Annotated in this window: 16 protein-coding genes and 1 pseudogene; 13 read left to right on the top strand and 4 right to left on the bottom strand. The window is 66.5% G+C overall.

What is annotated here, in order from left to right; all coding sequences use genetic code 11:
* Positions 1 to 72: 72 nt before the first annotated feature.
* Positions 73 to 393, top strand: coding sequence for a hypothetical protein (locus GVY64_RS29510; RefSeq protein ID WP_159848516.1), 321 nt, complete (start codon positions 73 to 75; stop codon positions 391 to 393).
* A gap of 20 nt (positions 394 to 413) precedes the next feature.
* Here GVY64_RS29510 and GVY64_RS29505 read toward each other — a convergent pair whose 3' ends face one another.
* Both GVY64_RS29505 and GVY64_RS29500 read right to left on the bottom strand, forming a co-directional pair.
* Positions 414 to 992 (bottom strand): hypothetical protein, encoded by a 579-nt coding sequence (locus GVY64_RS29505; RefSeq protein WP_236567334.1) that lies wholly within the window; start codon positions 990 to 992, stop codon positions 414 to 416.
* Positions 993 to 996: 4 nt separating this feature from the next.
* The gene (locus tag GVY64_RS29500) at positions 997 to 1,623 is read right to left on the bottom strand and encodes a hypothetical protein (RefSeq protein WP_159848513.1); all 627 of its coding nucleotides are present in this window, start codon (positions 1,621 to 1,623) and stop codon (positions 997 to 999) included.
* Positions 1,624 to 2,132: 509 nt separating this feature from the next.
* On the opposite strand from GVY64_RS29500, the gene GVY64_RS29495 reads away from it, so the two are divergent.
* The 9 genes and pseudogenes from GVY64_RS29495 to GVY64_RS29460 all read left to right on the top strand — a co-directional run bounded on the left by GVY64_RS29495 (position 2,133) and on the right by GVY64_RS29460 (position 13,868).
* The gene (locus tag GVY64_RS29495) at positions 2,133 to 3,257 is read left to right on the top strand and encodes a tyrosine-type recombinase/integrase (protein WP_159848510.1); all 1,125 of its coding nucleotides are present in this window, start codon (positions 2,133 to 2,135) and stop codon (positions 3,255 to 3,257) included.
* On the top strand, positions 3,254 to 3,595 hold the full coding sequence (locus GVY64_RS29490) for a helix-turn-helix domain-containing protein (RefSeq protein ID WP_236567333.1): 342 nt from the start codon (positions 3,254 to 3,256) through the stop codon (positions 3,593 to 3,595). The genes GVY64_RS29495 and GVY64_RS29490 overlap by 4 nt, the downstream gene beginning before the upstream one ends.
* Positions 3,596 to 3,660: 65 nt before the next feature.
* Positions 3,661 to 5,052 carry a hypothetical protein gene (locus tag GVY64_RS29485; RefSeq protein WP_201298213.1) on the top strand — a complete coding sequence of 464 codons (1,392 nt, stop codon included), beginning with the start codon at positions 3,661 to 3,663 and terminating at the stop codon, positions 5,050 to 5,052.
* Between the two features lie 126 nt (positions 5,053 to 5,178).
* Positions 5,179 to 11,799 carry a MobF family relaxase gene (gene mobF / locus GVY64_RS29480; RefSeq protein ID WP_159848507.1) on the top strand — a complete coding sequence of 2,207 codons (6,621 nt, stop codon included), beginning with the start codon at positions 5,179 to 5,181 and terminating at the stop codon, positions 11,797 to 11,799.
* A 168-nt stretch (positions 11,800 to 11,967) separates the two neighbouring features.
* Positions 11,968 to 12,759: pseudogene (locus GVY64_RS39230) on the top strand (bifunctional DNA primase/polymerase); the annotation flags it as partial.
* A 50-nt stretch (positions 12,760 to 12,809) separates the two neighbouring features.
* The gene (locus GVY64_RS38125; protein ID WP_236567332.1) at positions 12,810 to 13,004 is read left to right on the top strand and encodes a bifunctional DNA primase/polymerase; all 195 of its coding nucleotides are present in this window, start codon (positions 12,810 to 12,812) and stop codon (positions 13,002 to 13,004) included.
* A gap of 8 nt (positions 13,005 to 13,012) precedes the next feature.
* A complete protein-coding gene (locus GVY64_RS38120; protein ID WP_236567331.1) occupies positions 13,013 to 13,192 on the top strand; it encodes a hypothetical protein in 180 nt (59 codons plus the stop codon).
* Between the two features lie 104 nt (positions 13,193 to 13,296).
* Positions 13,297 to 13,542, top strand: a complete 246-nt coding sequence (locus tag GVY64_RS29465) for a hypothetical protein (RefSeq protein ID WP_159848501.1) — start codon at positions 13,297 to 13,299, stop codon at positions 13,540 to 13,542.
* Positions 13,539 to 13,868 (top strand): type II toxin-antitoxin system PemK/MazF family toxin, encoded by a 330-nt coding sequence (locus GVY64_RS29460; protein ID WP_159848499.1) that lies wholly within the window; start codon positions 13,539 to 13,541, stop codon positions 13,866 to 13,868. The genes GVY64_RS29465 and GVY64_RS29460 overlap by 4 nt, the downstream gene beginning before the upstream one ends.
* 167 nt (positions 13,869 to 14,035) lie before the next feature.
* Here the strand turns inward: GVY64_RS29460 and GVY64_RS29455 are convergent, their stop codons facing one another.
* Positions 14,036 to 14,509: a hypothetical protein gene (locus GVY64_RS29455; protein WP_159848497.1), complete on the bottom strand. Its 474-nt coding sequence runs from the start codon at positions 14,507 to 14,509 to the stop codon at positions 14,036 to 14,038.
* Between the two features lie 432 nt (positions 14,510 to 14,941).
* Here GVY64_RS29455 and GVY64_RS29450 point away from each other — a divergent pair, with 432 nt between their 5' ends.
* The 3 genes from GVY64_RS29450 (at position 14,942) to GVY64_RS29440 (ending at position 24,163) form a co-directional block, all read left to right on the top strand.
* Positions 14,942 to 15,583, top strand: a complete 642-nt coding sequence (locus GVY64_RS29450; protein ID WP_159848495.1) for a hypothetical protein — start codon at positions 14,942 to 14,944, stop codon at positions 15,581 to 15,583.
* A 224-nt stretch (positions 15,584 to 15,807) separates the two neighbouring features.
* A complete protein-coding gene (locus tag GVY64_RS29445; RefSeq protein WP_159848493.1) occupies positions 15,808 to 23,547 on the top strand; it encodes a helicase in 7,740 nt (2,579 codons plus the stop codon).
* A 148-nt stretch (positions 23,548 to 23,695) separates the two neighbouring features.
* Positions 23,696 to 24,163: a hypothetical protein gene (locus GVY64_RS29440; protein ID WP_159848491.1), complete on the top strand. Its 468-nt coding sequence runs from the start codon at positions 23,696 to 23,698 to the stop codon at positions 24,161 to 24,163.
* 102 nt (positions 24,164 to 24,265) lie between these two features.
* On the opposite strand, the gene GVY64_RS29435 is transcribed toward GVY64_RS29440, so the two are convergent.
* Positions 24,266 to 25,450, bottom strand: coding sequence for a DUF1173 family protein (locus GVY64_RS29435; protein ID WP_159848489.1), 1,185 nt, complete (start codon positions 25,448 to 25,450; stop codon positions 24,266 to 24,268).
* Positions 25,451 to 25,565: the final 115 nt, after the last annotated feature.

Below are 25,565 nucleotides of genomic sequence, written 5' to 3'. Positions count from 1 at the left end.
TCGGAGCGGTGCGATACAACCTGACCAACGTGTGCGGCGGGTGCCGCACATCGACATGAGGAGGTGGGCGTGATGACGATCGTGGCCGGTGCCGTCGCGGTGGTCGCGCTCTTGGCGCTGCTGGCGCTGATCGGATGGGCTTGCGGCTCTCTCGTCGCGCGTGTTCTCGGCGCTCTGCTCGTTCTCGACAGTCTGCTCGGCCTGTCGACTGTGTTCCTGAATCCGGCTCGGCTGCTGCCGAGCATTCTGGCGCTCGCCGTTGGTGTCGCGCTGTGGCTTCTCGGCCACCGGATCTATCTCGCGAAGTACGGACGGTGGCGCTCGGATATGGCCTACCGCGCGTTCAGCGCTCCAGGCCTTCGATACCTCGCACCCGCGAGGGCCCGCGCCTGATCGGTGAACGATGCCTGTAGTTACAGAAGGCCGTGCGCATCGAACAGGGTCGGGTGGTCGACGAACTCGCCGTTTTCGACCGGATACCGATCTGCCCGCGAGCCACCGATGAGCATCGCTGCGCGCACCGCGTCCTCATCCCATCCCGACCGCACCGCCTCGCGCAGCGCCCGTGACCGCGCAACTCGTTGTGCGCGAGTCAGTCCGTCGTGCAGCCACACCGGCCGACCACCGTGCGATCGCCTGCGCCGCCCCATCGTGGTCAAGTTCTGCTGCTGAGTGCCGAGCACGACGTGAGGGCGGCGATCATCGACCTGCATGGCACGCACACAGATCGGGTTGTCGCATTCGTCATGCATCGCATAGCGCCCGGCAGGCACGGTGCCGACATAGAGCGCGACCGCGTAGCGAGGTGGGCGGACGACCTGGGCGCGGCCGTCGCGCCGGATCCAGAACCGGCCATACCCGTCATCGCCGATGCCGCCGATCCAGATCCAGCAATCATCACGACCGGGCCCGCGCACCACCTTCGCCTCGAACCGTGCACGCTCGGCAGTGTCCCCGGCCTCCAGTCGCTGCGGTGCATTGTGCGCCGTCACATCGTCACGATGCCAACGGAGCAGCAGCGGAGTCCGGTGAGCCGTCGGCCGGCGGTTCAGCCGCAGAGACGTCAGGGGCGGGAGCGGAGTCGGTGCCAGTGACGGCATGGCCGTCTTCTACCAAGCCGGTCCGGTGCTGACCAGGCGAGGACTGCGGGGGCTGGGAAGCCGACGCGTCATCGGTGGGTTGCGTCTCCTCTGGCTGGAACTCCGGCACGGACTTGAGGTACTTGCGAACATCTGTCGGCTTCAGCCCGGTCTTGGTGGCGATGTCGGCCTCGGTCAGCCCCAGCGACTTCAACGCGGTGATGACCCGACGGTGCGGCTCGTACTGTTTGGCTACGGCTCCCTCGTAGCGCTGGGCCGCCCGAGCGAGCGCGGCCTTGTACCGCTTCTCCGCCTCTGCGATCTGCTCGTCGCGCCGCCGCGAGGCAGCTCCGATCGCCTCTTCGGCGGCCTCGTCAGCGGCAAACAGATCCGTCAGCAGCGACTCGATCTGGTTCAGACGCTTGCGCTCCGCCGCCGCGGCCTCCGCAGCGCGAAGCCGTGCCCTGGCGCGGGCACTCACCGGTGACGTCTTCGCCTTACCCGTCTGCTTGCCGGGTTCGGTCCCGGCCGCCTCATCGGTCATCTCCTCGACTCCTCACCTAGCGCTTGCCAATTCACGGTATCCCACGCAACCTTCCGTGCGCAGGGGCAACTTCACCCCTCGCCTGCGGGGGCTAGCGGTTGCCGATCCGAAACAAGCGGTGGCGCCGAACCTAGCGGTTGCCGTGGGGCGGGGTGTGATTCCTCCGGCCAGGCTCGAAAGTCTCACCGTAGCTCAGCCTCCCAGCACTACCGGCGCGCATACACGAGTCCGGTGGCGTCGCTGTGGGCCTCCGGCCCCTCTCTGACAACCCGATCTGGGCCGTGGCAGCTACCAGCCGCGCGCTCCGAATCTCCGTCACACCTCCTGCACCTCTGTGAGTAACCGGGACTATCCACTAAAAGGTGACTGCTCAGAGGCCTCGCAGGTGGACTATCGCCGATCGCATTCACGACACGATTCCGGTGACCTGGCGGTCCTTGACTTCGTCGTGAACACCGCTACTTTGAGGCGACATTGTCGCCTTTCCATAGACGGATGGGAGTGGGCTGTTGAGCAAGATCCCTGGCGCGGCGGGGCTGGTTCTGGTCGAGGGTGTCCGGCATCTCGACGAGCCCGCAGCGGTGTTCTCGGGGATGTTGCAGGGCTGGACCAAGCAGCAGGCGTCACGAATGTTGAGCCCCGGCACGATCGATCCGCGAATCAGTTTGGTGCGCCGGTTCGTCGAGTTCACCGGCTCTTACCCGTGGGCGTGGACGCTGGGTGACGTCGAAGATTTCACGGTTTCGCTGAAGTCGGATTCCGGTGGCCGGTTGGCGCCGTCGACGATCCGTGGCTACCACCTGACGTTGCGGATGTTCTGCGACTACCTGACCGACACCCGCTACGAGTGGGTTCGCCAGTGCCGGGATCGGTTCGGGCAGGTTCCGGTGCAGGTCTGCCACGAGTGGAACACCGTGGTCCACCTGACCGACTACGAAGGCCGACCAGGTCGCCGGCCGCTGTCCTACGACGAGCTCCAGAAGCTGTTCGACTACCTCGACGATCGGGTCGAGAAGATCGCCGGATCAGGCCGCAAGGGCGCATTGGCGGCGTTGCGTGATGCCCAGATGCTAAAGACCGCCTACGCCTATGGGCTGCGCCGCAACGAGTTGTGCCGGTTGGATGTGGTGGATCTGCGACCGAATCCGCACGTCGCCGAGTGGGGCACCTACGGCTCGGTGCACGTGCGCTACGGCAAAGCCACCCGCGGTGGAGTCCCGCGTCGGCGGACCGTGCTGACGGTGCCGGAGTTCGACTGGGTGGTCGCCGGGATGCGCCAATGGGTCGAGCACGCCCGCCCGATCTTCTCTCCCGCCGACCATCCGGCGTTGTGGTTAACCGAGCGGCTCACGCGCGTCGACGCCCACTTCCTGGAGAAGCGGTTCGCCCGCATCCGCTCCGAAGCCGGTCTGGATGCTGATCTCACGCTGCACTGTTTGAGGCACTCGTACGTGACGCACCTGATCGAGTTCGGCTCCCCGGAACGGTTCGTCCAAGAACAGGTCGGCCACCACTTCGCATCCACGACCGCGATCTACACCTCGGTGAGCAGCGACTTCAAGAACAAGACGCTACGTTCGGCGCTGAGCAGGGTTTACGCACCGAAACACGACACAGTGAAGGAGGACCGGTGACCGGTCGACGTCTCGTCATGCGTTGGCATCTGCGCCAGATGATGGCCGCGCGCGGCATCTTCCAGACCAGCGAACTGGTCCCGCTGTTGGCCGATCGCGGGGTGAACTTGACCCGCCAATACGTGCACCGCCTTGTCACCACGGCACCGCAACGGATCAACACCGACCTGCTCGCCGCGTTGTGCGACATCCTCGACTGCCAACCCAACGACCTTCTCGAACCCGCCGTCGAACACGACGAACTCACCGCCACCGGCACTGGTGGAGCAGACTGCGAAGGCCTGGAGATCGGTGCCCTGCGCCCGATCCGGGCCACTGTGCGCCAGCCTCACCACTGATGGGCGGCGAGCGCGTCCCGCCGAGAATCTGCCCCGGCTGCGGGCGCTCGACGAAGCAAACACGCGTGTTCCTCGACCAACGATTCTGCGATGCCTGCTGGGCGCGACGCCGGCGGGCGACGCAAACCTGCCCCGGCTGCGGGCAGACGAAAGTTCTCGCCTTCTACGACGAACACCAGCGCCCGGCCTGCACCAGCTGCACCGGCAACACATCCTCCTTCGGCTGCAACAACTGCGGCCGCGAGGACAACGTCTTCGGCGCCTGCTGCGCGACCTGTACCCTGGCCGACCGGCTCACCACTCTGCTCGCCGACACCACCAGCCGCGTCCACCCGCAGCTGCAACCCGTCTACGACGCACTACTCGCCGGACCCCGGCCCCAAACCACCCTGTATTGGCTGACCCGACGCTCGGCCAGACCCGACATCCTGGTCATGATGGCGCGCGGTGAGATCGCGATCAGCCACACCGCGTTCTATGACCTGCCCTGCAACCGGAACGTCAACTACGTTCGCGATCTCCTCACCGCGACCGGTGTTCTGCCGCCCTACCAACCGCTCGTCGCCCGCATCCCGTCCTGGCTGCGCGCTCTGCTCGATGCCGAACCCAAGCACCGCGCCGACCTTGTTCACCGCTTCGCTCGATGGCACGCCCTGCGCCGACTGCATATGCTCGGCGACCGAGTCACCCGCGGCTCCGTGCTGCAGGCACGCAACGCGATCCTGTCCACGATCAAGTTCCTCACCTGGCTCGACGACCACGACACCGAACTGGCCGATCTCACCCAAGCGATGCTGGATGACTACCTGCTCGCCCATCCCGGCCACGCCGCGATGCTCAGACCGTTCATCGAATGGACCGCACGAACCGCCCTGACCTCTGAACTCGAACTGCCGAAGCAGCCAACCACCCAGCCGGAAGTCATGCTGTCGGACGAGCAACGCTGGGACCACGTCGAAACCCTCATACACGACAACACGATCCACCTCTACGCCCGCATCGGCGGCCTGTTCATGCTGCTGTTCGCCCAGCCGGTCGCGCGGATCTGCCGCATGCGCGCCAATCAGATCACCATCGATTCCGACATCGTGACTGTCACATTCGACACCGAACCGATCGAGCTTCCTGCCCCGCTGGACCAGCTCGTCCGCGACCACCTCAACCGCCCGGGATGGGCCTCCTACGTGAGCCGACCCAACACCTGGCTATTCCCGGGCGGGGTTCCCGGCAAGCACCTGACCACCGAAACCATGCGGTCCCGGCTCGTCTCCCGCGGCATCCACCCCAACCACGCCCGCAAAGCCGCCCTGTTCCAGCTCGCCGCCACGATGCCCGTTCCCGTTCTCGCCGACCTCCTCGGACTGGACCCGAACACGGCCGTTCGGTGGGCGGCACTTTCGGCCCGAGACTGGGGCCAATACACCGCAATCCGACGCGAAACCGACATGCCATCCTGAGACCCGCCGGGCTGCGTCTCTCCACGGATCACCCGAATAGTCCGAGGTTGGAATACTCCCCCTCCACCGACAATCCCAGGGTGCAGCTCATTTCAGGTGCGCGAAATCCGCGCTATTCTCGGGCGCATGATGTCAGGCCCGCACGCGCTTCACGCGGGCGACGGCTACGAGTATTTGACACGTCAAGTTGCGTCAGGTGATCGCGAACGCGATCGCGCACGTGACCTCACTGACTACTACACCGAGCACGGCACTCCTCCTGGGAAATGGTTCGGGAAGGGCGCGGAACAACTCGGAATCAGCGGCGAAGTCACCGAGCGACAGATGCAAGCACTGTTCGGAGAGGGCCTGCACCCGGACGCTGATCGGATAATCGCCGAAGCCCTGGCACAGGGGAAGACCGCGCAGGAGGCAGTGGAGGCGGCGAAGCTCGGGGCCGTGTATTCGGAGTTCACCTCGAAGAAGACTCCGATCAGCGAAATCTATGATCGTCGCCTCGATCAGTGGATCGAGGAGAACCATGCACGGCCGAACCACGATGTGCGCATGATGCTTCGCACCGATGCCGCACGAGAATTCTTGCACGGCAAACTGGGACGCAAGCCGACCACCGAGGAGATCAACAACGCCCTCGCCACTGAGAAGAAGCAGACCAAGCGCGCAGTCGCCGGCTTCGACTGTGTGTTCACCCCGCCGAAGAGTTGGAGCGTGGCATGGGGCTTGGGTGATGACAAACTGCGTCGTGCTCTCTACGAGTGCCACCGCGACGCTGTTCTGATCACGTTGGGATGGGCAGAGGATCACTTCGCGCTCGCGCGCCGGGGCAAAGGCGGAGAGAAGCAGATCGACGCCGACGGCCTGACAATCGCGATGTTCGAGCACTACGACAATCGCACCGGAGACCCCAACCCCCACACGCACTGCGTCATCAGTACAAAAACCTCTGCCGATGTCCTGGACAAGGACGGCAACCCGGTACTCGACAAGAATGGCAACCCGAAGAAGAAGTGGAGCTCGCTGGATGCACGCAGCCTCTTCGGTGGAGCAACCGCACTGAGCTGCATGTACAACGCGGTCTCTGTCGACTTGGCGAAGCGCCGACTCGGGTTCGACTTCGTGGCCGAGGACCGAGGTCGCGGCAAGGAGCCAGTACTCGAAATCGCCGACATCCCGCGCGAACTGCGCGAGGAATTCTCCCGCCGCGCTGACATCGTGCGGCGCACCGAGGAACTGGCCGCCGACTACCGCGCCAAGCACGGACGCGATCCATCAAAGCGGATTCAGCACAAGCTGGCTCAGCAAGCGACCCTCGATACCCGCAATGCGAAGCCGGTACCGAAGTCGCTGAGGGAGATGATCACCGAGTGGAATGATCGCGCCCGCGGCCTGCTGAGCGGGCTCAGCGGCGCCGAGTTCATCAACCGAGTGCGACGCTGGCATACCGATCCGTCATCGCGACCTTTCGACCCCGAGCGGGTCGCGATCAGCGTGGGCGTCGCGCTGGGAGGCAAGCTCGCCACGATCGCCTCCGATCCGGTCGAGCGAAGCCGCGTCATCGAATCTCAACTTGTCCCCTTCGAGTTCGCCTCTCGTGCCGCGCGTGACGACGCATGGTGGGAGGTGGCGCAACTGCTGGATCCGCGCAGCACCAACAACGTGCTCGACAAGGTGGCCCGCGCCGCCCAGGACGCCAAGGACCGCGTCTACGACCGGGAGGAAGTGTCACGACAGGTCTTGGAAACTGTGTCGCGTCGGCGAGCGACCTGGAACGAAGCCCACATCCGGGCAGCCACCTACGATCGCCTCGCACGTTGCGATTTCAGTGATGACTCCGGTCTACGAACAGCGGCCGAGGAAGTCGTCGCCACGGTCCGTGACAGGCATTCGATCCTGATGACGATCGACCCGGACGAGCCACCCAAGCGCGTTCAGCGGCGAAACGGAGAGTCGCAGTACAACACCCTGAACATGACCACAGTGCTCTACACCTCGCAGGCAGTACTCGACGCCGAAGACTTTGTCCGCGAAGCCACGCGCACCCCCACCGCACACATCCTCACGCGCGCCGCGGTCGACGCCGCGATCGGTGAGGTCGAACGCTCAGGTCAGCAGAAACACGGCTCGGATTACCGACTCAACGACGGCCAGAAGGCCATCGTGCGTCATCTGTGCATGTCGGGAATGCGCCACGATGTCGCGGTCGGGCCCGCCGGCGCGGGCAAGACCACGGCCATGGAAGCCGTGGTCAAAGCATGGCTCAACGACGGCCGCGACGTGATCGCACTGTCACCGCAGAAGTCGGCCGCCGAGGTGCTTGCCGCCGACATCGGTATTCCCGCAACAACCATCGACAGCCTGCTGGTGCGGATGCGCACCGGCAACCACCCGGGCATCCAACCGGGAACGATGATGCTGGTCGACGAAGCCGCGATGGCCAGCACAGCACAGCTCTACCAGCTGCAAAAGATCGCCGATCAGCACGGCGCCGTCGTGCGTTGCATCGGTGATCCCTACCAGCTCAGCGCCGTCGAATCCGGCGGACTCATGCGCCTGATCGCCCAGGAGACGAAGGCGCCGATCCTGTCCGACGTGGTGCGGTTCACCACATCCGGTGAGGACAAGGCCAGCCTGAATGTGCGCAACGGCGACCCCGTCGAGGCGTTCGAGTGGTATCAGGATCATGAGCGCATCACGTCGGGAATGACCGATGATCTGCGCAGCAAGATCCTGCACGAGTACCTGCGTGACCAGGCCACAGGAACTCGAAGCCTGATGATGGCGGCCACTCTCGCCGATGTCGCCGCACTCAACGGCGCAGCACAGGCCGCGCTTGGCCTGTCCGGCCAAGTCGCGGTCAAAGGGGCATCCCACCGGCTCGCCGACGGGCACCGCGGCTACGTCGGCGATATCATCGTCACCCGGCGTAACACCAACAAACTCCGCGTCACCGGAGGCAAGAAGAACGGCGCCTCCGTCGACAACGGCAATCTCTGGACCATCAAGAAAGTCCACCGCGACGGCTCCCTGACCGCCGTCGGCGTGGGCCACCGCGGCAAGGTTCATCTGCCGTCAGAGTATGTGAAAGCCGACGTCGAACTCGGCTACGCGACCACCGTGCACCGCGCCCAGGGCATGACCGTCGAGCGGGCATATCTGTTGCTGAACAAGACCTTGGGGCGCGCACTGGCCTACGTCGGACTCACCCGCGGCCGCCGCTACAACGGTGTCTATGTGGCGACCGACGCCGTCCCAGATCCCGCCATCGAGATCCAGCCCGATGACGAAGGCGACGAACTCACAGAGCTGGAACTGTGGATGCGCGTCATGGCCTGCGAGGACGACAACCTCACCGCCACCGAGGTCATGCGCCGGGAGCAGGCGCGAATGAACGACCCGAAACGAACACGCGCGATCTACGACGACGTCACCGCGATGCTCGCCGAGCAGCGCGCCCATGCCCTGCTCGAGCGCGCACTCCCCACAGCACTGTGGCGTGAAGTCAGCACCAGCAGCCACCTCCAGACGCTGATCGACACCATCGCCGTCGCCGACCACCACCGGCTCAACACCCAAGCCATGGTGACCAGCATCGCCACCAACGACGACGCCGACCTCGGCGAAAGCCTGGCCGAAGCCAAGGACCTCACCGCGGTCCTGCGCGCACGCGCCGACCGGTGGATTCGCGAGCGAATCCAACCGCTCGCTGCGCCGATCTCGACGGCCGCGGTGGAGACCTTCGCCGTCGACCCGTTGCTAGATCAGTCCGCGCTCATCGCTAGCGTCACCGCGACGAACACCACCAGCGAAAGCCTCTCCACGACCGAGCGAGGTGGACGCTTCTACGCTGTGCGTGACGCCCTTGTGAGCGGTGTGCCTCCGGTGCCGCCCCGGCACTCCGGGATGGATCCCGAACTCCTCGACTACGCCGAGGAGCTGCGAACGCGACTGATCGGCGGCACCACTGCGCCCACAGCCAGCCACCCGCCGGCACCGACCAACCCCACCGAGCGTGCGGCCGAACTCGACAGCTACAACGACACCGTCGACCCCGCCGCACGGCGGGCGAAGATCCGCCGCGACTACGAGAGCTACGTGGCCGAGCTGGTGCGCGACCACGCCCGATACCTCCTGGATCGTGCCCTGCCCGCCGCGCTGTTGCGCACCGTGGAGCACGGCCGCAGCTTCCGCGATCTGCTCGACACCATCGCACTGGCCGATGCGCACCGGCTCAACACCGCGGCACTCGTCGCCGACATCACCAGCAACGGCGGCCGCGACTACGGAGAAAGCCTGCTGACAGCGCGCGATGCCGCCGCGCTGCTCCGCGCCCGCGCCGACGACTGGATCCACCGCAATCTGGTCAACGTCTCCGTTGACAACCCCACCGTCGCGACCTTGGCCGTCACCGACGACACCGACACGGCAGCGATCACGCAGTCCATCATCGCCAGCAATACCGGCACCGATGTATTCGCCGTGTCGGCACAGCCGGGGAAGTTCCGCGCTCTCGACGATCTCCCACTGCCCCGCGGTCTGCGCCCGATTCCCGCCGAGTACCCGGGCATGGATGTCAGCGTCGCCGACTACGCCGACGAACTGCGCCGCCGCCTGCTCGGGCTACCCGACGACGCACCGGACTGGCGTGCCCGCGCCGCCCAGCAGCAACCGCCCGAGGTCGACGAGACCGACGAATTCGACCTCGCCGATGACGACTGGCTCGCCGCACCGCAACCCGATCTGCCGTATCCAGAACTCGACAGCGGCGAGCGGGTGCGCCGACTGCGCGCCGAACTCGAAGCCGCACGGACGCAGGTCGCACTACTGAACAACCCGGCATGGGATGCCGCCATACCGCACATCCTGGCCATCGAGCCGATACTCGACCACGTGCGCGCCCGCCGCGACGAACTCGCCGCACCGCTGCGCAGACTTCGCAGTATCCGTGCCGAGTGGGAAGAAGCCGAGCGCGACGCCGAAGCCGCCGAAGACACTCTCGAGCGCGCCCTGCGCAGCGATCCCGAACCAATCGACGAGCAATGGCTCGCACTCATCGAAAGCGAAGCCGACCCTACCGTGGGCGACCAGCTTTCGGCCGCACTCGATGAACTCCGCACGGCCATGGAACAGACCGCCGTCGCGCAGCGCGACGCCACTATCGCGCAGGCTCAGTTGGTCGCCGACAGCGCCCGCAGCTGGGCCGACGAACTGCGCACCCAGGTCGATGCAGCCCAACGCGAACTCGACACTGCCGCCGCCGGCCGGATCGTCGCCGATTCCCGCGACGTCGGCTACATCCGCGACTACGCGGCCGCGATCGCGACCGCCGACCTAGTCGCTGCCCGCGAGCGAGTGATCCCGCTCAACCACTACCTCGCCCGCGCCCGCGCCATCGCAATCGACGAACTGGTCGATCAAACCGGCCTTACCCGCGGCGCGGCCGCACTCGAAGTGGACACCAGATTCCAGCCGACCCGCGAAGAGATCGACGCCGCACTCACCACCGTGGTCGGCCGCGGACAGCCCCAGTCCAGCACCGACCTGACAGGACTGGACAACAACGGCACCGCCGACGCCACCATCGAAGCAGCCCGCCGCCACCTCGCCGAGGTCGCAAGCGCAGTCGACAACGGCCTGAATCCTCCACCGATCGGCGACGAGCCGGTGGCCCGCATGGTGCGCGCGCACGCCGACGCCCTTATGCCGTGGGCAGTAGCCGCCCACGCCGCCGAACTCGCCGCCACGATCGCCGAAACCCAGGCGCTCGATGCTGAAACCGACTACGCGCGGCTGCGCAACGCCGAACCCAACCCATGGGCCGAGAAAGACCCATTCCTCACCCAACTCGCCGCCGACCTCGCCGCCCTGCCCGAGGACGCGCCCCAGCGCGACCAGCTCAGCGCCATGCTCGACCAGTACCACGCAGCGGCCGCCGACTCCGCAGCCGCGACCACCCAGGCCAGACTCCACAACGCCGAGCAGACAGCCGCCGCCGCCCGCGCGCACGCCGACCAGTTGCGGGCCGAAGCCGAACGTGCCCGGCAGGAACTCGCCAACCACTTAGCCGATCCTCTGGGCTCTGACACCCGCACACCCGTACAGACTTTCACCGATACCGAGGCGGCCCAGCCGACGCGGTCGGTCACCATCAGCACCCGCCCGCACATCGACCTCCTCACCCAGCCCGAGATCACCGTCGACACACCGCTGAACCAAGCCGCCGCGATCTACCTGGCGACACTGAACCGCGACGGACACATCGAGTCGGGACAACGCGACCACCACGCTCCCGCCTGGCTGCCCGCACCCCCGCCGGTTGAAAACACCACTGCCATCGCCGACCTCGCCCGCCGCCAATACAGCGCCATCACCGCCCGCACCACCGCACTCGCCGAACAAGCCACCGACACCCAACCCGACTGGACAGCGCACCTGGGCCCCATCCCCCACGGCGCCGTCGCCCGCGCCGAATGGATAGACCTCGCCGGACAAGTCGCGGCCTGGCGCGAACAATTCAGCATCACGACCCAAACCAGCCTGCTCGGCGAGCACCCCGACGACGAGAACCAAGCCGAAATATGGGAACGGCTCACCGCCCACGCCGCTGAACTACGCACCCGCGCCATCGAACGCCACCAACGCGATCACCAACACCAGAGCGAACGAGGACGACAGGAACGCGAGCACGACACCCAGCGGCGTCCGATCCAGCCCAATCCACCCGATCACCACCGCGGGATCGACATCTGAACAACCGCTGACCCGGCCGGAGAACCGCTGGGTTCCGATGCTTCTCGACCTCCTGCTCGCCGGCGCCGCTCGGCAGCGGACCAAGGTGCTGGGAATTGTCGGTGCAGATCGATATCCTTGCTTGCGGCTGGACGCCAGCCGGTCCGAACTCACCCGCCCACGTCGGGTATGAGTGCTCCACGGATGAAGACGTCTCAGACTCAGCGTCCCAATTCCCTTGCAGTGGTGTGCATCCGGGCTGTGGTGGGGTCGACGTGGGCGCATCTCACCGGGAAGCGAGTGACCATGCCACGCGACACCAGGGCGCTGACCCGAGCCGCCCGAAAACGCTCCGACGAGTACCAGATGCCGTACCAGAAGGCTCGCGACGACGTAATCGCAATTCAGCAGATCGCAGCCGAAGACGAGATCAGCTTCACCGAGGCCGAAGCCATTTACGACGATCCAGCCAACCAGCTCCTGTGCGCCACCTGCGGATGGACGCTCGCGATGGTGTGCCCCGAATGCCCAGGCTGCGGCTGCTACAACGGCCGATGCAGCGGGTGGCGGCACGAGGAGTTCATGTCCGACGACGAGCGAGACGAGAGACGAATGCGGCGGCGACACCCGCACCGGCTACGACTGCCAGTGCTGGGAGTGACCGACGTGCCGACGACCAACCTGCCCGATCCGACCCCCGCTCTCCGACGGGGGCTGGCTGTGTTCCCGCTCCCACCCGGCCAGAAGGCCGCGCCGAAGGGCTGGCAGCACACCATCCTCACCGGCGACATCGACCGCGTTCGAAGCAGATGGCCCGCCGGGGCGAACATCGGCGTCGCCTGCCGCGCCTCCGGAATCGTCGGGATCGACCTGGACCGCCACACCGCCGGTGGGGCCAACGCCGGTGTCGACGGTGTCACCCGGTTCGCCGAGGTATGCCAGCGGTGGGGTCAGGAACGGCCGGTGACATTGGAAATCCGCACCCCACACGGCGGCCGACACCTGCTGTTTCGGGTGCCGCGCAGCCGATCGTGCCCTCGGTCTCCGGTGGAACGTCACGGCTCGGCCCGGGAATCGACATCCGCGGGCCCGGCCGCATCCTTGGCGGCTACCTCGCCGGACCCGGATCGATCGTCGACGGCCGCGAGTACGTCATCGAGGTCGACGCGCCCATCGAGTGGCTGCCCGGCTGGCTGGCAGCCCTCATCGGCCGGAGGTCACAGTGAAAATCCGGTTGACCGGCACGCTCGCCGAACTCAGCGAGGCCAGAACCCTGCTCGGCGATGTGTTCGAGCTGATCGAAGCTTCCGAGCCCTATCCCAACCGCGGTGGCAGCAAGCTGCACCGGGTATACGTCGAAGCTGAGATTCGATCGCACACCACGTCAGCGGGAGCCCCGCACCCCTCATCGTGAGATACGCCGCGTCGCGCGGCGCCGCCCTGCAACAGCCCCGACGCCGTGCCTACCACCTGTCTTGCCACCTGGCCCCCCACCCGGTGAGGAGTATGGTGTATCGCATGGCCAAGATAACGATCACCGTGCCCGACGCGGACGTGCCCTTCTTCGAGGCGGCGGCCGCGAAGAATGGTGAGAAGTTCGCGCCCTACCTCGTGCGGGCTGCCAAGATCGGCGCGCTGTGGGAGGACGCCAACCGCCCCCGGCGGCGCGATCTTGCCGCCGATCTTGCCCGCGCCGAGGAACAGCTCGCCCTCGACCTGGCCGCCGACGCCGACGAGCACGGCCACCACGGTCACGCCGCGTGAACCGAGGCGACATCTACACCTTCGACCGAGAACGACCCAGCCGCGGCGACGACGATGAACGCACCCCCTACCGCGTCATCGTCACCCCCGGCTATCTGCTGCCTAAAGGGGAGAACTGGGTCACGGTCGCGCCCATCGAACGCTTCGACCCCGACCGGCTCGTTGCCGTCGCACTCGCCGACGGAGACCCCGTCCAAGGCTGGATCCGTCCCGACCGCGTGACCACCGTGTACCGGCCGTGGCTGTCCGGACCTGTCGGCCGCCTCACCGATGATACGATCGCTGTCTTCGATGAACGGCTGAAGGCGGCCCAAGGCCTCGACTGATCAGTCCCCCGCTTCCAGCGGGAGTCACCTTGTTCCTTTCAGCGTCTTGTCGGGCTCGGTTGGAGCCGAGTTCGGTGAAGCGCGTTGCGCTGCAACACATCTATGCGATCCGGCCGCGACCTCTTGAGAGGGGGAACGCGGACGGTGCCGTAGAGGTGCGTTGATGGTCAAGGACTGCGCTGGTCGGAGTTTCGGAGTCTGATCTGCCACCGGTCGACGAGGTAGTCAGCCAGCTGCGCCAACGCTTCCATCACCGGCAGCGCCGGATCAACGGCGCTGCCGCTACCGTCAGCGCCGGCCACGGCGGCGCCGCGTGCCTGATCCCACTGGGCGAGGCGATCAGGAAAGACGAACGTGAGGGTGTCGACCCCCACCGCCCAGAGGTCGCGCAGTGCGGCCGCGCCATCGAACAGATGCGGGTCGGGTCCGTCCGGCCCGCAGGCATCGCAGAACTCCCGGACCGCAGTGCAGGTCTGCGCAACCAGCGCCCGCCATGTCCGGAACGGACCCTCAAGGCTGGCCAGATCGCCGGGCGGCAACTCGTTGCCGGCGGCGAGGACGGCCTTGCCCGCCTCGCTGGACTTGTCGAACGCGCGTAACGCCGTGATGAGCGCCGATAGCTCTGCGGCGCAGTCGGCCATTTTCCCTCCCGGAATGCCTGAGCCCTCCCCCGTCGCGACTGGCTTACCTACCCGAGGAGGCTGTCCGATCTCCAGACATCGGCAATCCAGACCACTATTGAGGAAATATATGGGAATAATATAGGAATCTGAAAGGAATTTCGTCTGGTCGCATGGGGTGGGTGTCCAGACGAAGAGTGGGCCCTGGCGGGTGGTGAGACCCGCCAAGGCCCGGTAGCCGGAACACAGCAGAAGGGAGCTCCGGCCATGGAAAACGATAGCGACGACAAGATGCGCGGGCGTCGAGGCGGGCCGTGCGAGGGGAGGACAATATGGCTGAGTCGCCCGAGAACCGGGAGAACCAGCAGGGTGCGCCGACCGGCCGAACCCGCCGTCGCCGGTCCGCCGACGACGGGCAGTTCGAGCTTTTCGCGTTCGGGGAAGGATCCGACGATGACCAGTCCGCAGCAGTTCCCGATCGATCCGACAGTGCGGGCGGAGGTGTCGCGGATCTGGCGGGAGTGGATCGGGATGGACCCGAGCCTGCCGGAGGTAGAGCGGGAGGCCCAGATCGACCGGGAAGCGGCGCGGCTGACGCAGCTGATCGAGGAGATCGTGGGCGACTCGCCGCACGGGTTCCTGATGCAGCAGTGGCGGGCCGAGCACCCGGGCCAGGACCCGGATCACCAGACGACGGTGGCGCTGATCGAGACGGCTTGGCGATCGGCGCGGTCGAGGGTGCTCGAGACGGAGCTGTACCCGCAGCTGAGCGCGGAGGATCAGCAGCGGACCGAGGACGAGATGCAGGAGCTGGGGGAGGACAGCGCCCTGCAGGCTCAGCGCCTCAAGGACGTTGGCGATCCCGAACGGTGGCGCACGGCGATGGTGGAGCCGACCGAGTTGGCGACCCGGATCGTGAACCGGGTGTGGGGCACCGCGGGCAGCCTGGAGTTCCAGGAGCTGGCGCTGGCGCTGGTGCAGCAGCGCTTGGAGGACGATCTGCCGACACCGACGACTGGCGCCGACCCGCTGCGCGAGGAGCTGGAGTCGATGATCGACGCCGAACTGAACCGCCAGCGCAACAAGATGTTCTAGAACTCGTCTACTCCTGGGCGCAACGGCGCCGGGACTTCGACAACATTCGTGAGCGGGGGCTTTCGACCCGCCGATCGCTCGACAACGCCCGCGCACGTCTGGCCGCCGCCGATCCTCGCGACCGCCGGACGCACGCCCGGCTACGGCAATCGGTCGCCAAGCTGGAAGCACGCCGCGAGCGGCTGCTGAGCGACTACCGCGAAGCTCAGGCCGCTGTCGGTGGCTTGGATACCCGCCTGCGCGAGGCGGGTATCGACCCCGCCACCATCAACCACAAGGCGGCACTGCGCGCCGGCCGGCGCATCACCGCGCCCCAGCCCGCCAGCGGCGAACAGCTGGAATTCCTGACCGAGATGCTGTCGCGGCGCGGCATCGAACCCGCCGGCGTCGACGAATCGCTCACCTCTCGCGAGGCGACCCGCGCGATCAAGACCGCCCTCGGCGGCAAACAGCCCGCCCTGCGCGGTCCGGCCCAACCCGACCAGACCCGCGATGACCGCCTTGTCGACGGACCCACTGCCGACAAGGCGGCTCCCGCCGAGTCGGTCGCCGAGCAGGTCCGACGCCAGATCGCCGAGACGGTCACTCGTGATGCCGACCTGCGGCTGAGCGCATCCAGTCCCGCCAACACCTACGAGCAGTACTACACCTCGGCGTTCACCCGAGCCTCCGATCTGACCGCGCTGGCTCTGGGTGATCTCGCCGAGCACACCGAGGACTCGGCCGAGCAGATCGCGGCATGGGATCTGCTTGCCGATCCCGCAGTGATCACCCAGCTCGCGCACCAGATCACCGAGCAGACCTGGCAGGACGAGCGCGGGACGCCCGGTCCGGCGTCAGCCGAAGCACAGGAACTCGGCGAGCGCATCGCCGCCGACACCGCCGCGTTGGGACTGCCCGCGGATCGGGTACAAGCCGTCGTAAAGGCGAGCCCCCTGCCCGCGCAGACCGAGATCGAGCGGCAGAACCTCACCCAGGACGCGATCGACATCGCGACCACCGCGACGACTGCCGACTGGTGGGCGCTGGGCCGGGACTCCTTCGACCCGTCGGCGCCGCTGCTGGACGCCGAACCCGGCGAGCACCCGCAGGTCGTCGCCGCGCTCGGCGAACTGAGTCGCGACAGCCAGATCGCGCAGACCATCCTGGCCGACTTCACCGCCGGATACGACACCGCCCGCGGCGGCTACTGCGCACCCACCTGCGAACGGCTCGTCGGCGAGATAGCCCGCGACCCGGAAGTCCGGGCCGTGGCCCGGAAGCGTGACCTCGGCGAACTCCTCGACGACCCTACGTTCACCGGGCTGATCACCGGCAAACTCGCCGGCGTCGCCATCGACAGCGACCTGACCGCGGCCGCGGTCGCCGAACTGCGCGCCACGGCGCAGTTCGGTCTGCTCGTCGCCGACCACCTACGCAGCAGGCCGGACCCTTTATCTGAGGTCGACGCGCCCGAAGCCACTGCCAGCGCGGTCGACCAACCGACACAGGCAGTGGACACCGCAGCCGAGCCGCACGCCAGCGAGCATGAGCCGGAACTCCCCGCCGCCGACGCGCTCGCACCGCTCCCGTCCGTCGATGCCGCCCCCGCGCCGGGCATCGAGGCCAGCGAACCCGAGACCACCGCCAGCGCGGACATCGCGCCGTCCGAACTCGAGCCCGGGTCGGTCGCCCCGGATGCCGGGGCGCTTCCGCAGGTTCCCCAGGACACACAAAGCGTTCCGCTGTCGCAGTGGGGCAGCCGCGCACTCGTCGAGGCGCAACGCCCCGACGGCAGCAAAGTCCTGGTCGACGCCGCGACGATCGCATCGACCGCCCCGGGTGAGCCCCGAACTGACAGCGAAGCCGCTGCAGAGGCCGCGGTCGAGCTGCCGGATATTGCCGAGCAGGTCGACATCGACGAGCCCGGCCCCGCCGCGCCCGCCGCGGCGCTGGCTGGTGAGCCGGTCGACTTCCGCCTCGGCACCGACGTGCTGGTGCCGACCTCGGCTGCGGCGCGCATCGACGCCAACATCGAGGCGATCAAGCTGGTCCAGCGCCTTGATGACGAGCAGCGATACGCCACCCCCGCCGAGCAACAGGTGCTCGCACGCTGGAGCGGCTGGGGCGGCGCATGGCAGGTGTTCGACACCGCCAAGACCGAATTCGACGCACAGCGCAACCAACTGCGAAGCCTGCTCGGCGACCGCGAATTCCGCGCCGCACGCCAATCCACCGTCAATGCCCACTACACCGACCCCGCCGTGGTCGAGGTCATGTGGCAGGCCATGGTCGCCGCCGGCCTCCCCTCCGGCGCCAACGTGCTCGAACCGGGATGCGGTGCAGGCCATTTCCTCGGCCATGCCCCCGACGGCGTGCATGTCACCGGCGTGGAGGTCGATCCGACGACCGCCGCGATCGCGCACTACCTCTACCCGAGCCAGCAGATCCGCAACCACGGGTTCGAGCGCGACTTCGCATCGACGGACCGCTACGACGCCGCGATCGGCAACGTGCCGTTCGGCGACTACAGCCTCTACGACGACCGGTTCAACCCCAACGGGCTGTCGGTCCACAACCACTTCATCAAGAAGTCGCTGGCCATGACCCAGCCCGGCGGCTACGTCGCGGTCATTACCTCCACGTTCACCAGCGACGCCGCCCGCGAGGCGCCGCGGCGTGAAATCGCCGAACTCGGCGACCTGATCGGCGCGGTTCGGTTGCCGTCCAAGGCATTCGCGCGCCAGGCCGCCACCGACGTGGTGACCGATCTTCTGGTCTTCCGCCGCCGTGAACCCGATCGCGAACCGAGCGCGGAGACCAAGCGCTGGTACTCCACCCACCAGATGCGCGTCGGCGACCGGTCTGTGCGCATCAACGACTACTTCGAGGCGCACCCCGACCACGTCCTGGGCCGCATCGACGTCGGATCCGGCATGTACGGCCAGGACACCCTGATCGTCCACGCCGACACCAGTGTCCCGTTGGCCGCCCAGATCCGGCCCGTGCTCGACCGCGTCGTGGTGCGTGCGGCCGCCGACGGGCTCGCGCTGACCACGACACCGCAACCCGGCGTGGTCGTGGCAGGCATCGACACCGGCAAGGCGCTGACCGCCAACCCGATGCCGGGCACGCTGCGCTACGACGAGGCCACCGAGAGCTTCGAGCAGTACGCCGTCGGCGCGGGCTGGGAGCCGGTGTCGGTGCGCGGCCGCGCCGCCGCGAAGGAATGGCAACGGTTGCTCGCCATGGGCGACACCGTGCTCGCGTTGAGCGAGGCCAGTCGCACCGAGACCAGCACCTTCGAGGAGCGGCAGGAGCTGCGCGACCGGCTCAACGAGCAGTATGAGGAGTACGTCGCCGCCTACGGGCACCTCAATCGCTACAAGTGGACCAGCCACCGCGAACGCAACAACGATGAGCAAGCTCGCGCGAAATTCGCTCGCCTGGAACAGAAGTGGCGCCTGGACAACGGCGAACCCCGCCTCAACGAGTACGGCGAACCGGTCATCGGCGACGACGGCAAGCCGATCAAGGTCCCCGCCCGTGGGCCGCTGCCCGACCATATCGCCGAGGAACTGCTCGAACGCTCCTACGAGCCGGACCAGAAGCCGTACAAGAAGCGCTCGCAGTTCGAGGGCGCGATCAAACTGGATCCGCGTATCGCCATGGTGAGGGCGATCGAACACTACGACGACGACACCCTCACCGCCCGCAAAGCGTCGATCTTTACCGAGGACGCTGCCCGCTTCCGCGAACCGGCCAGCTACGCCGACAGCGTCGATGAAGCGATCGCGATCACCTTCGACGAACGCGGCGACATCGACCTGGGCCGCATCGCCGAACTCCTCGGCACCAGCGTGCCCGAAGCCCTGGAGCAGGCCCGCGGCAAAATCTTCCCCGACCTGGATACTCCCGGGAAATGGGTCTCGGCGGCACGATTCCTCTCCGGCAACGTCCGAAAGAAGCTGGAACGCGCCAAGGCCGCAGCCGCCGCCGACCCCCAGACCTACGGGCCATCTGTAGAGGCGCTGACCGAAGCGATTCCACCTGATGTCGATCTGACCAAGATCGGTATCCGTCCCGGCGCGGAATGGCTCGGCGCCGACACCTACCGGGAGTTCTTCCGCGACGAATTCGAGCTCGAACCCCACCAGATCACCGTCGACTTCTCGGAGATATCAGGTTCGTGGCAGTTCGAGACCAAACGATTCCCGCAGTGGGCCGCCCCCGACACTGGCTACCGCGACGACTGGGGTCTGGAATCCGCTGACGTCTCCGGTGTCGAGCTGTTCGAGATGATCGCCAACAACCGGGCGGTCGAATCACCGAAAACAGCCGCCGAAATCCTCGTGAACCCGAAGCCGAAATTTCACCCCGAACGCACTGAACTGCTGCGCGCCAAAGCTGTTCAGCTCGAGGAGAAGTTCACCCGGTGGCTGTGGTCCGACGCCGAACGCGCGGAACGCCTTACCCAGCGATTCAACGAGAAGTTGAACTCGTTCAACCGAGTGCGCTACCCCACCGAACACAAGACATTCCCGGGTCTGAACCCGAAGTACGTTCCCTACGACTACCAGGTGCAGGCCGCGGTCCGGCAGCTGCACGAGGAAACGATCCTGCTCGACCACTGCGTCGGCACTGGCAAGACGCTGACCATCTCCATGTCGTGCATGGAGATGCGCCGCCTCGGCCAGATCCGCCAGCCCTGGGTTGTCGTGCCGAATTTCCTTGTCGACCAATGGCATCGGGAAGTGCTCGACGCCTACCCCAGCGCCAACATCCTCGTCGCCACCGACCTCAGCGGACCGGCGGCACGGCAACGATTCCTGGCCCAGACCGCCCTCGGGGACTGGGACATGGTCATCGTCCCGCAAAGCGTATTCGGATTGATCGGTGTCAGCCCAGAGTGGGAAGCCTCCTACATCGAACGCCAGATCGAGGCACTAGAAGCCGCACACGAGGCGGCCAAGGAAGCCAGCGGTGACGAGAAGTCCCACAGCGTCAAGCAATTGGCCAAGGCCATCGAACGGGAACGCAAAAAGCACACGAAGCTGGTCGAGGGCAAAGACCGCGACGGCGGACTTACCTTCGAGCAGTCCGGCTGTGACTTCATCTTCGTCGACGAAGCCCACCTGTACAAGAACCTGACCCGCGGCTCCAACTCCGCTGATCTGGCACTGGTCGACGGCTCGCAGCGCGCTTCTGATCTGGAGATGAAGGCGCTGTATCTGCGGGAACGCGCGACCGCCCGCAACATCGCCGACGGCCGTCCGAACGCCCCGGCCCGCGCGGTGTCCTTCGCCACCGGCACCCCGGTGTCCAACAGTCTGGCCGAGTTGTGGGTCATGAAACGTTTCCTGCGCCCTGATCTGCTCGAAGCCGCCGGGATGATGCACATCGACGCCTGGGCGCAGACTTTCGCCAAGCAACGCACCACGGTCGAGATGAACATCACTGGCTCCCAGCTGCGCGCGGTCTCGCGAATGGCCGAGTACAACAACATGCCGCAGCTGCTGGCGATGCTCGATCAATTCCGCGACGTGGTCACCCGCGACCAGATCCCCGCGAAGCTGCCCCGGCTCAAGGACGACAAACGCACGCTGATCGAGTTCGAACTCGCGCAGCAGGTGCGCGATTTCATGTACGACCTCGATGCGCGCATGGCCAGGACCAGCGGCAAGACGATGCACATCGACAACGCGCTCAAGATCGGCTCCGACGGTCTGAACGCCAGCCTCTACCCGCCGCTGGCGAACCTTCCCGAACCGGATCCGGAGAACAACCGGCTCGCGCTCACAGCCGATGTCATGTGGCGTATCCACACCGAGAACGCGCACGTGTTTACTCCCGCCGACGCCGCCGGGCCCGATTCCTACGGCGTGTTCCAGCTGGTGTTCTGCGACCGCGGCACACCGAAGCCGACCGACACCGTCCGCACCCGAAACCTCTATACCCGGTTACGCGACGAACTCGTCGCCCGCGGCATGGCCCGTGAGGAGATCGCCTTCATTCACCACTACCCGAGCGCGCGAGCCAAGCAGCAGCTGTTCGCCGACTGCCGCGCCGGCCGGGTGCGAGTCTTGATCGGGTCGACCGAGAAGATGGGTGTGGGCATGAACGTCCAGCGGATCGCCAAGAGCCTGGTCCACCTCTCTGTCCCCTACCGGGCCTCCGACCTTGCCCAGCGCGAAGGGCGGATCATCCGCCAGGGCAACCGGATGGAAGAGATCGAAATCATCCAGCCCGTCGCCGTGAAGTCCTATGACGGCACGTCTTGGCAGATCATCGAACGCAAAGCCCACATCGACACCTACCTGCGCAGCGCGGACTGCCCTACCGCGATCGAAGACATCGGCGGCGACATGTCGGTCTCGGCCGCCCACACCAAAGCGGCCGCGACCGGTGACCCTGTCTACATCGCCGCCGTGGACAAAGAGGCAGAGGTCAAGGCTATGCGCGCCGAACAGACGATGATCGCGCAGTCGGCCGCCTCCCGAACCCACACCCTGCGCAAGCTCGAGCAGAAATTGACTATCAAACGGCAGGAACTGACCGAGCTGCAAGAGATGTCCGGGCCGCTGGGTCAATGGCGCGCCAGCGACCGCGACAAGCGCGCGATAGTGATCGGCGGCCGCAGCGTCAACGATGATGACACCACAGCACTCGCCGAAGCCACCCAGGCCGCACTGAACGACCTGGTCGACACCAACGCCCGCATCCGCTCCACGTCGCCGGCCGAGCCGGAACCCTACACCTTGTTCGAGGTCGGGGGCGTGCCGATCCGCGCCACCCTCACCCCCACCACCAAGGCGATGACCCTCACCATGGACGGCAACATCACCCGGGTGATGGCCGACTCCGAGGTCACTGCCGCCAGGGCGCAGAGCAAAAGCGCCCACGGCCTGCTCCGGCGCGTCCGCAACATGGTCGACGACGCACTCGGCAGCATCGACCAGGTCGCCGAGGATGTCGAGGAAATCGGCCGTCGCATCGAGCAGTTGCGCTCCGAGCCTGCACAAGAGTTCACCCGCGGCGAGGAGCTGCTGGAGGCAGAGCGTGAGCTGGCGCAGATGAAGGCACGCATCAGCGCGCAGGAGAACTCACCGGCCGCGTTGTCCGCCCGTGCCGCCGACTTCGAGCGCCGCCAGAGCTTGGGCCAATACTCGGGCTGGACGTTGGATCTCAACCCCACCCAAGGTCGCGCTGACGACCTCGGCGTCGACCGCGAAACCCTGCCCGAGCTCGTTCCGATATGGATGAACGACCACGCCCGCGACTGGAAGAACGCCGCTGCCGACCGGGAAGCCAGACGCCGTGACGACCCATGGCAACCCTCAGCCCCGGACGGTTCCCGCTACCGCTACGGCGCCGACCCCGATACCGGGGAACCAGGCGCGAGTATCGAATGGACCGGCGAGCATTGGCACTGGAAAGCCTGGGACGGTGCCGGGCGTATCGAAAACGACCTCACCGAGCGCCGCGACTCCGCCCAGCACGCCGCATCCCGTGCAGTCGCTCTGTTCAAAGACCCCGACGCGGAGATCGAGGCAGCCGTCCCCGCCGAGGACCGCGACGTCGCAAAGCGTCGCGTCGAGCTACGGCGTCTCGGCGAGCACGCTGCCAAGGAACAGCCAGACTGGACCGCCCACCTCGGGCCACTGCCGGAACGACCGATTGCTCAGGAGCATTGGATCAACACCGCAGCGCTGATCGCGGCCTATCGCCAGGAACACGACATCACTGAGGCCACTACCCTGCTCGGTGATCGTCCAGGCAGCGCAACCTGGGCACAGCAATGGGACCAGCTCACCCAGCAGGCAGCCGAACTGCGCACCGCCGCAGCCACGGCGGCCGAGCACACCGAGCTACCACTCCCTTCGGTCGAACACACCGAACACAACCGCCAGGCCGCCGAACAGCAGCGGTGGCGGCAAGCAGCATCACGGGAACCCGTCGAACACCGGCTTGCCCCATCGATCTGACGGCCGCACCCTGCGGTGGCATGAGTTCATGCTCGAAGTCGCATCCAGTTGCTACGTCTGGCAGGCAGCGCGGCGCATACTGATGTGGCCGGAGACACCCGACAGGGATAGGGGGCCGCTCGTCGTGACCAGCGCGTACATCTCTCGTGTGACCGAAATCGCCGAACTGGCACCTCAACTGGCCGAACACGATGAACAGTTGAAACGCCGCCGCAGTGACCTCGACCGCCGTCGCAGCTACCTGCTCAACGACGGTGAGCCGGTACCCGAGCAGCTGATCGATGAACAACGCCAGGTCCGAAAGGAACTCGCTGCATTGACAGCCCAGCGTGAACAGCTGCTATCGGAACTGGCTGGGCTGCGCGCCGCCTCGGGGCTCTCACAGCGACTGGCCCGAGTTAGAAGCCGCAACTCTGCTCGCAAACATGGCCTGGCGCGCACCCGCGAAGAGTACGAGAGCATCGTCGCGCAGGTGCGCAATGAGCAGGGCATCTTCGATCGCACCCGCAACTGGCTCGACGGCACAACCGTGAGGGCGAAAGCCGAGGGCGCCGCGATGGCCGCTATCCACGCCAGCTGTGGCGATCCGATGTCGTTCGACAGCAACGACTGGTAATCATGCGGTGCGGGAACCGCGGGGATCATAGTTCGCTCAGGGCGTCAGCAACCCCGCTTGAGCGCGGCCTCGAGTTCAATACCGGGGCGAGCCACGACGTGATCAGGCGTGGGTGGGCAGTTCCGGCAGGTCGGTGCGCGCATCCCAGATCCAATGAGGCAGATCGGACTCGGCGACCAGGTCATCGACTGCTTGGCGGGAGGCGTCGCTGTCGGCCAGGTACAGCGCGGTGGCTTCGGCAGTGTCGGTGAGCAGCGCAGAGGCCAGGGCCTTGGAATTGGCCAGGTTGTAGCGCAGCCCCTTGACGAAGCTGCGCTTCTGCTCGGTGAGGTGGTTGAGCAGTACCTGCTCGCTCATCGACTCGTAGGGAATCCAGTTCGCAGTAACCGTCATCAGCGTCAGTTCCTGCCAGGTCGGGACGCCGGATCGGTTGACGTGCACGGTTCCGGCGACGATGAGGCGGGTGTGCTCATCGGCGGCCCACAGCTCCAGCTCTGTGGCGAACCGTTTGGTCATCCGCTTGTGCATGTCCTCAGGCAGCAGGAAATGGCAGTCGGGTTCCTCGGTGAGCAGTATCTTGTGCCCGAGCCGCCCTTCAGTGACGGAGGCGACCTCGGCAATCACCAGCAGCAGGCGACGCCGTCTGCCGCCGGAATCAGCGACCGAGCCCAGAATCCGGGTTCGGCGAGCGGCAAGTTCGGTCTTTCGGGCGGGGTCGAAGGGATGGGGCAGATACAGCGATTCGACGAACCGCTGGCCCTTGGTCGTCTTGTTCTGCGCGGCCCCCAGCAGATAGCTGCGTATGACTCTCCAGCTGCGCTTGCCGTCCATACGGGGTGTCCACCGATTGAACTCGGCCTGCTCCCACAAGTAGTGGAGGGTTGCTCGTAGTGACAGTTTTGCTGGATCCGCGCCGACGGAGTCTGTGGGTTCGGCGCCGACAGCCGGGATGTGGGAGGAGCCGTTGAGCGAGAGCGCGAATCCGAGTTTCAGGTTCGTCTCCTCCCCCTCGTCTTCGATGGCTGCCCCGAGGACCTGACCGAGGCCGGTCAGTTCGGCGGGTGGTTCCCAGGAGTCGCAGGCCGGGGCGTGCGTGGCCCCGGAGTTGGGCATCCGTTTGACGATGAGGTGATCACCGACCGTTGCCACATACATTTCGACGCCGCTCGCGGTGCACATGCAGCGCGGGCGCACGCCGGCGCGGCGGGCTTCGGCGAGCAGGTGCTGCCAATCCGCATCGGTGCTGGAGGCGGTTCTGCCGAGCATGCTGTAGGTGGCCGTGGCCATTGAAACCCCCTGGTGGGTGAACCGTTCGTGATCCGGTGGGTTGAGGGTGTGGATGCGGTGCCCGGGGAACGGTCCGGGCGGGCAAGCAGTTCCCCGGGCACCTCCGCCGGATCTG

Source organism: Nocardia sp. CY41 (assembly GCF_009829325.1).
Taxonomy (GTDB): Bacteria; Actinomycetota; Actinomycetes; order Mycobacteriales; family Mycobacteriaceae; genus Nocardia.
The sequence above is the reverse complement of the archived record's forward strand: the minus strand, read 5'-3'. Positions and strand labels throughout refer to the sequence as shown.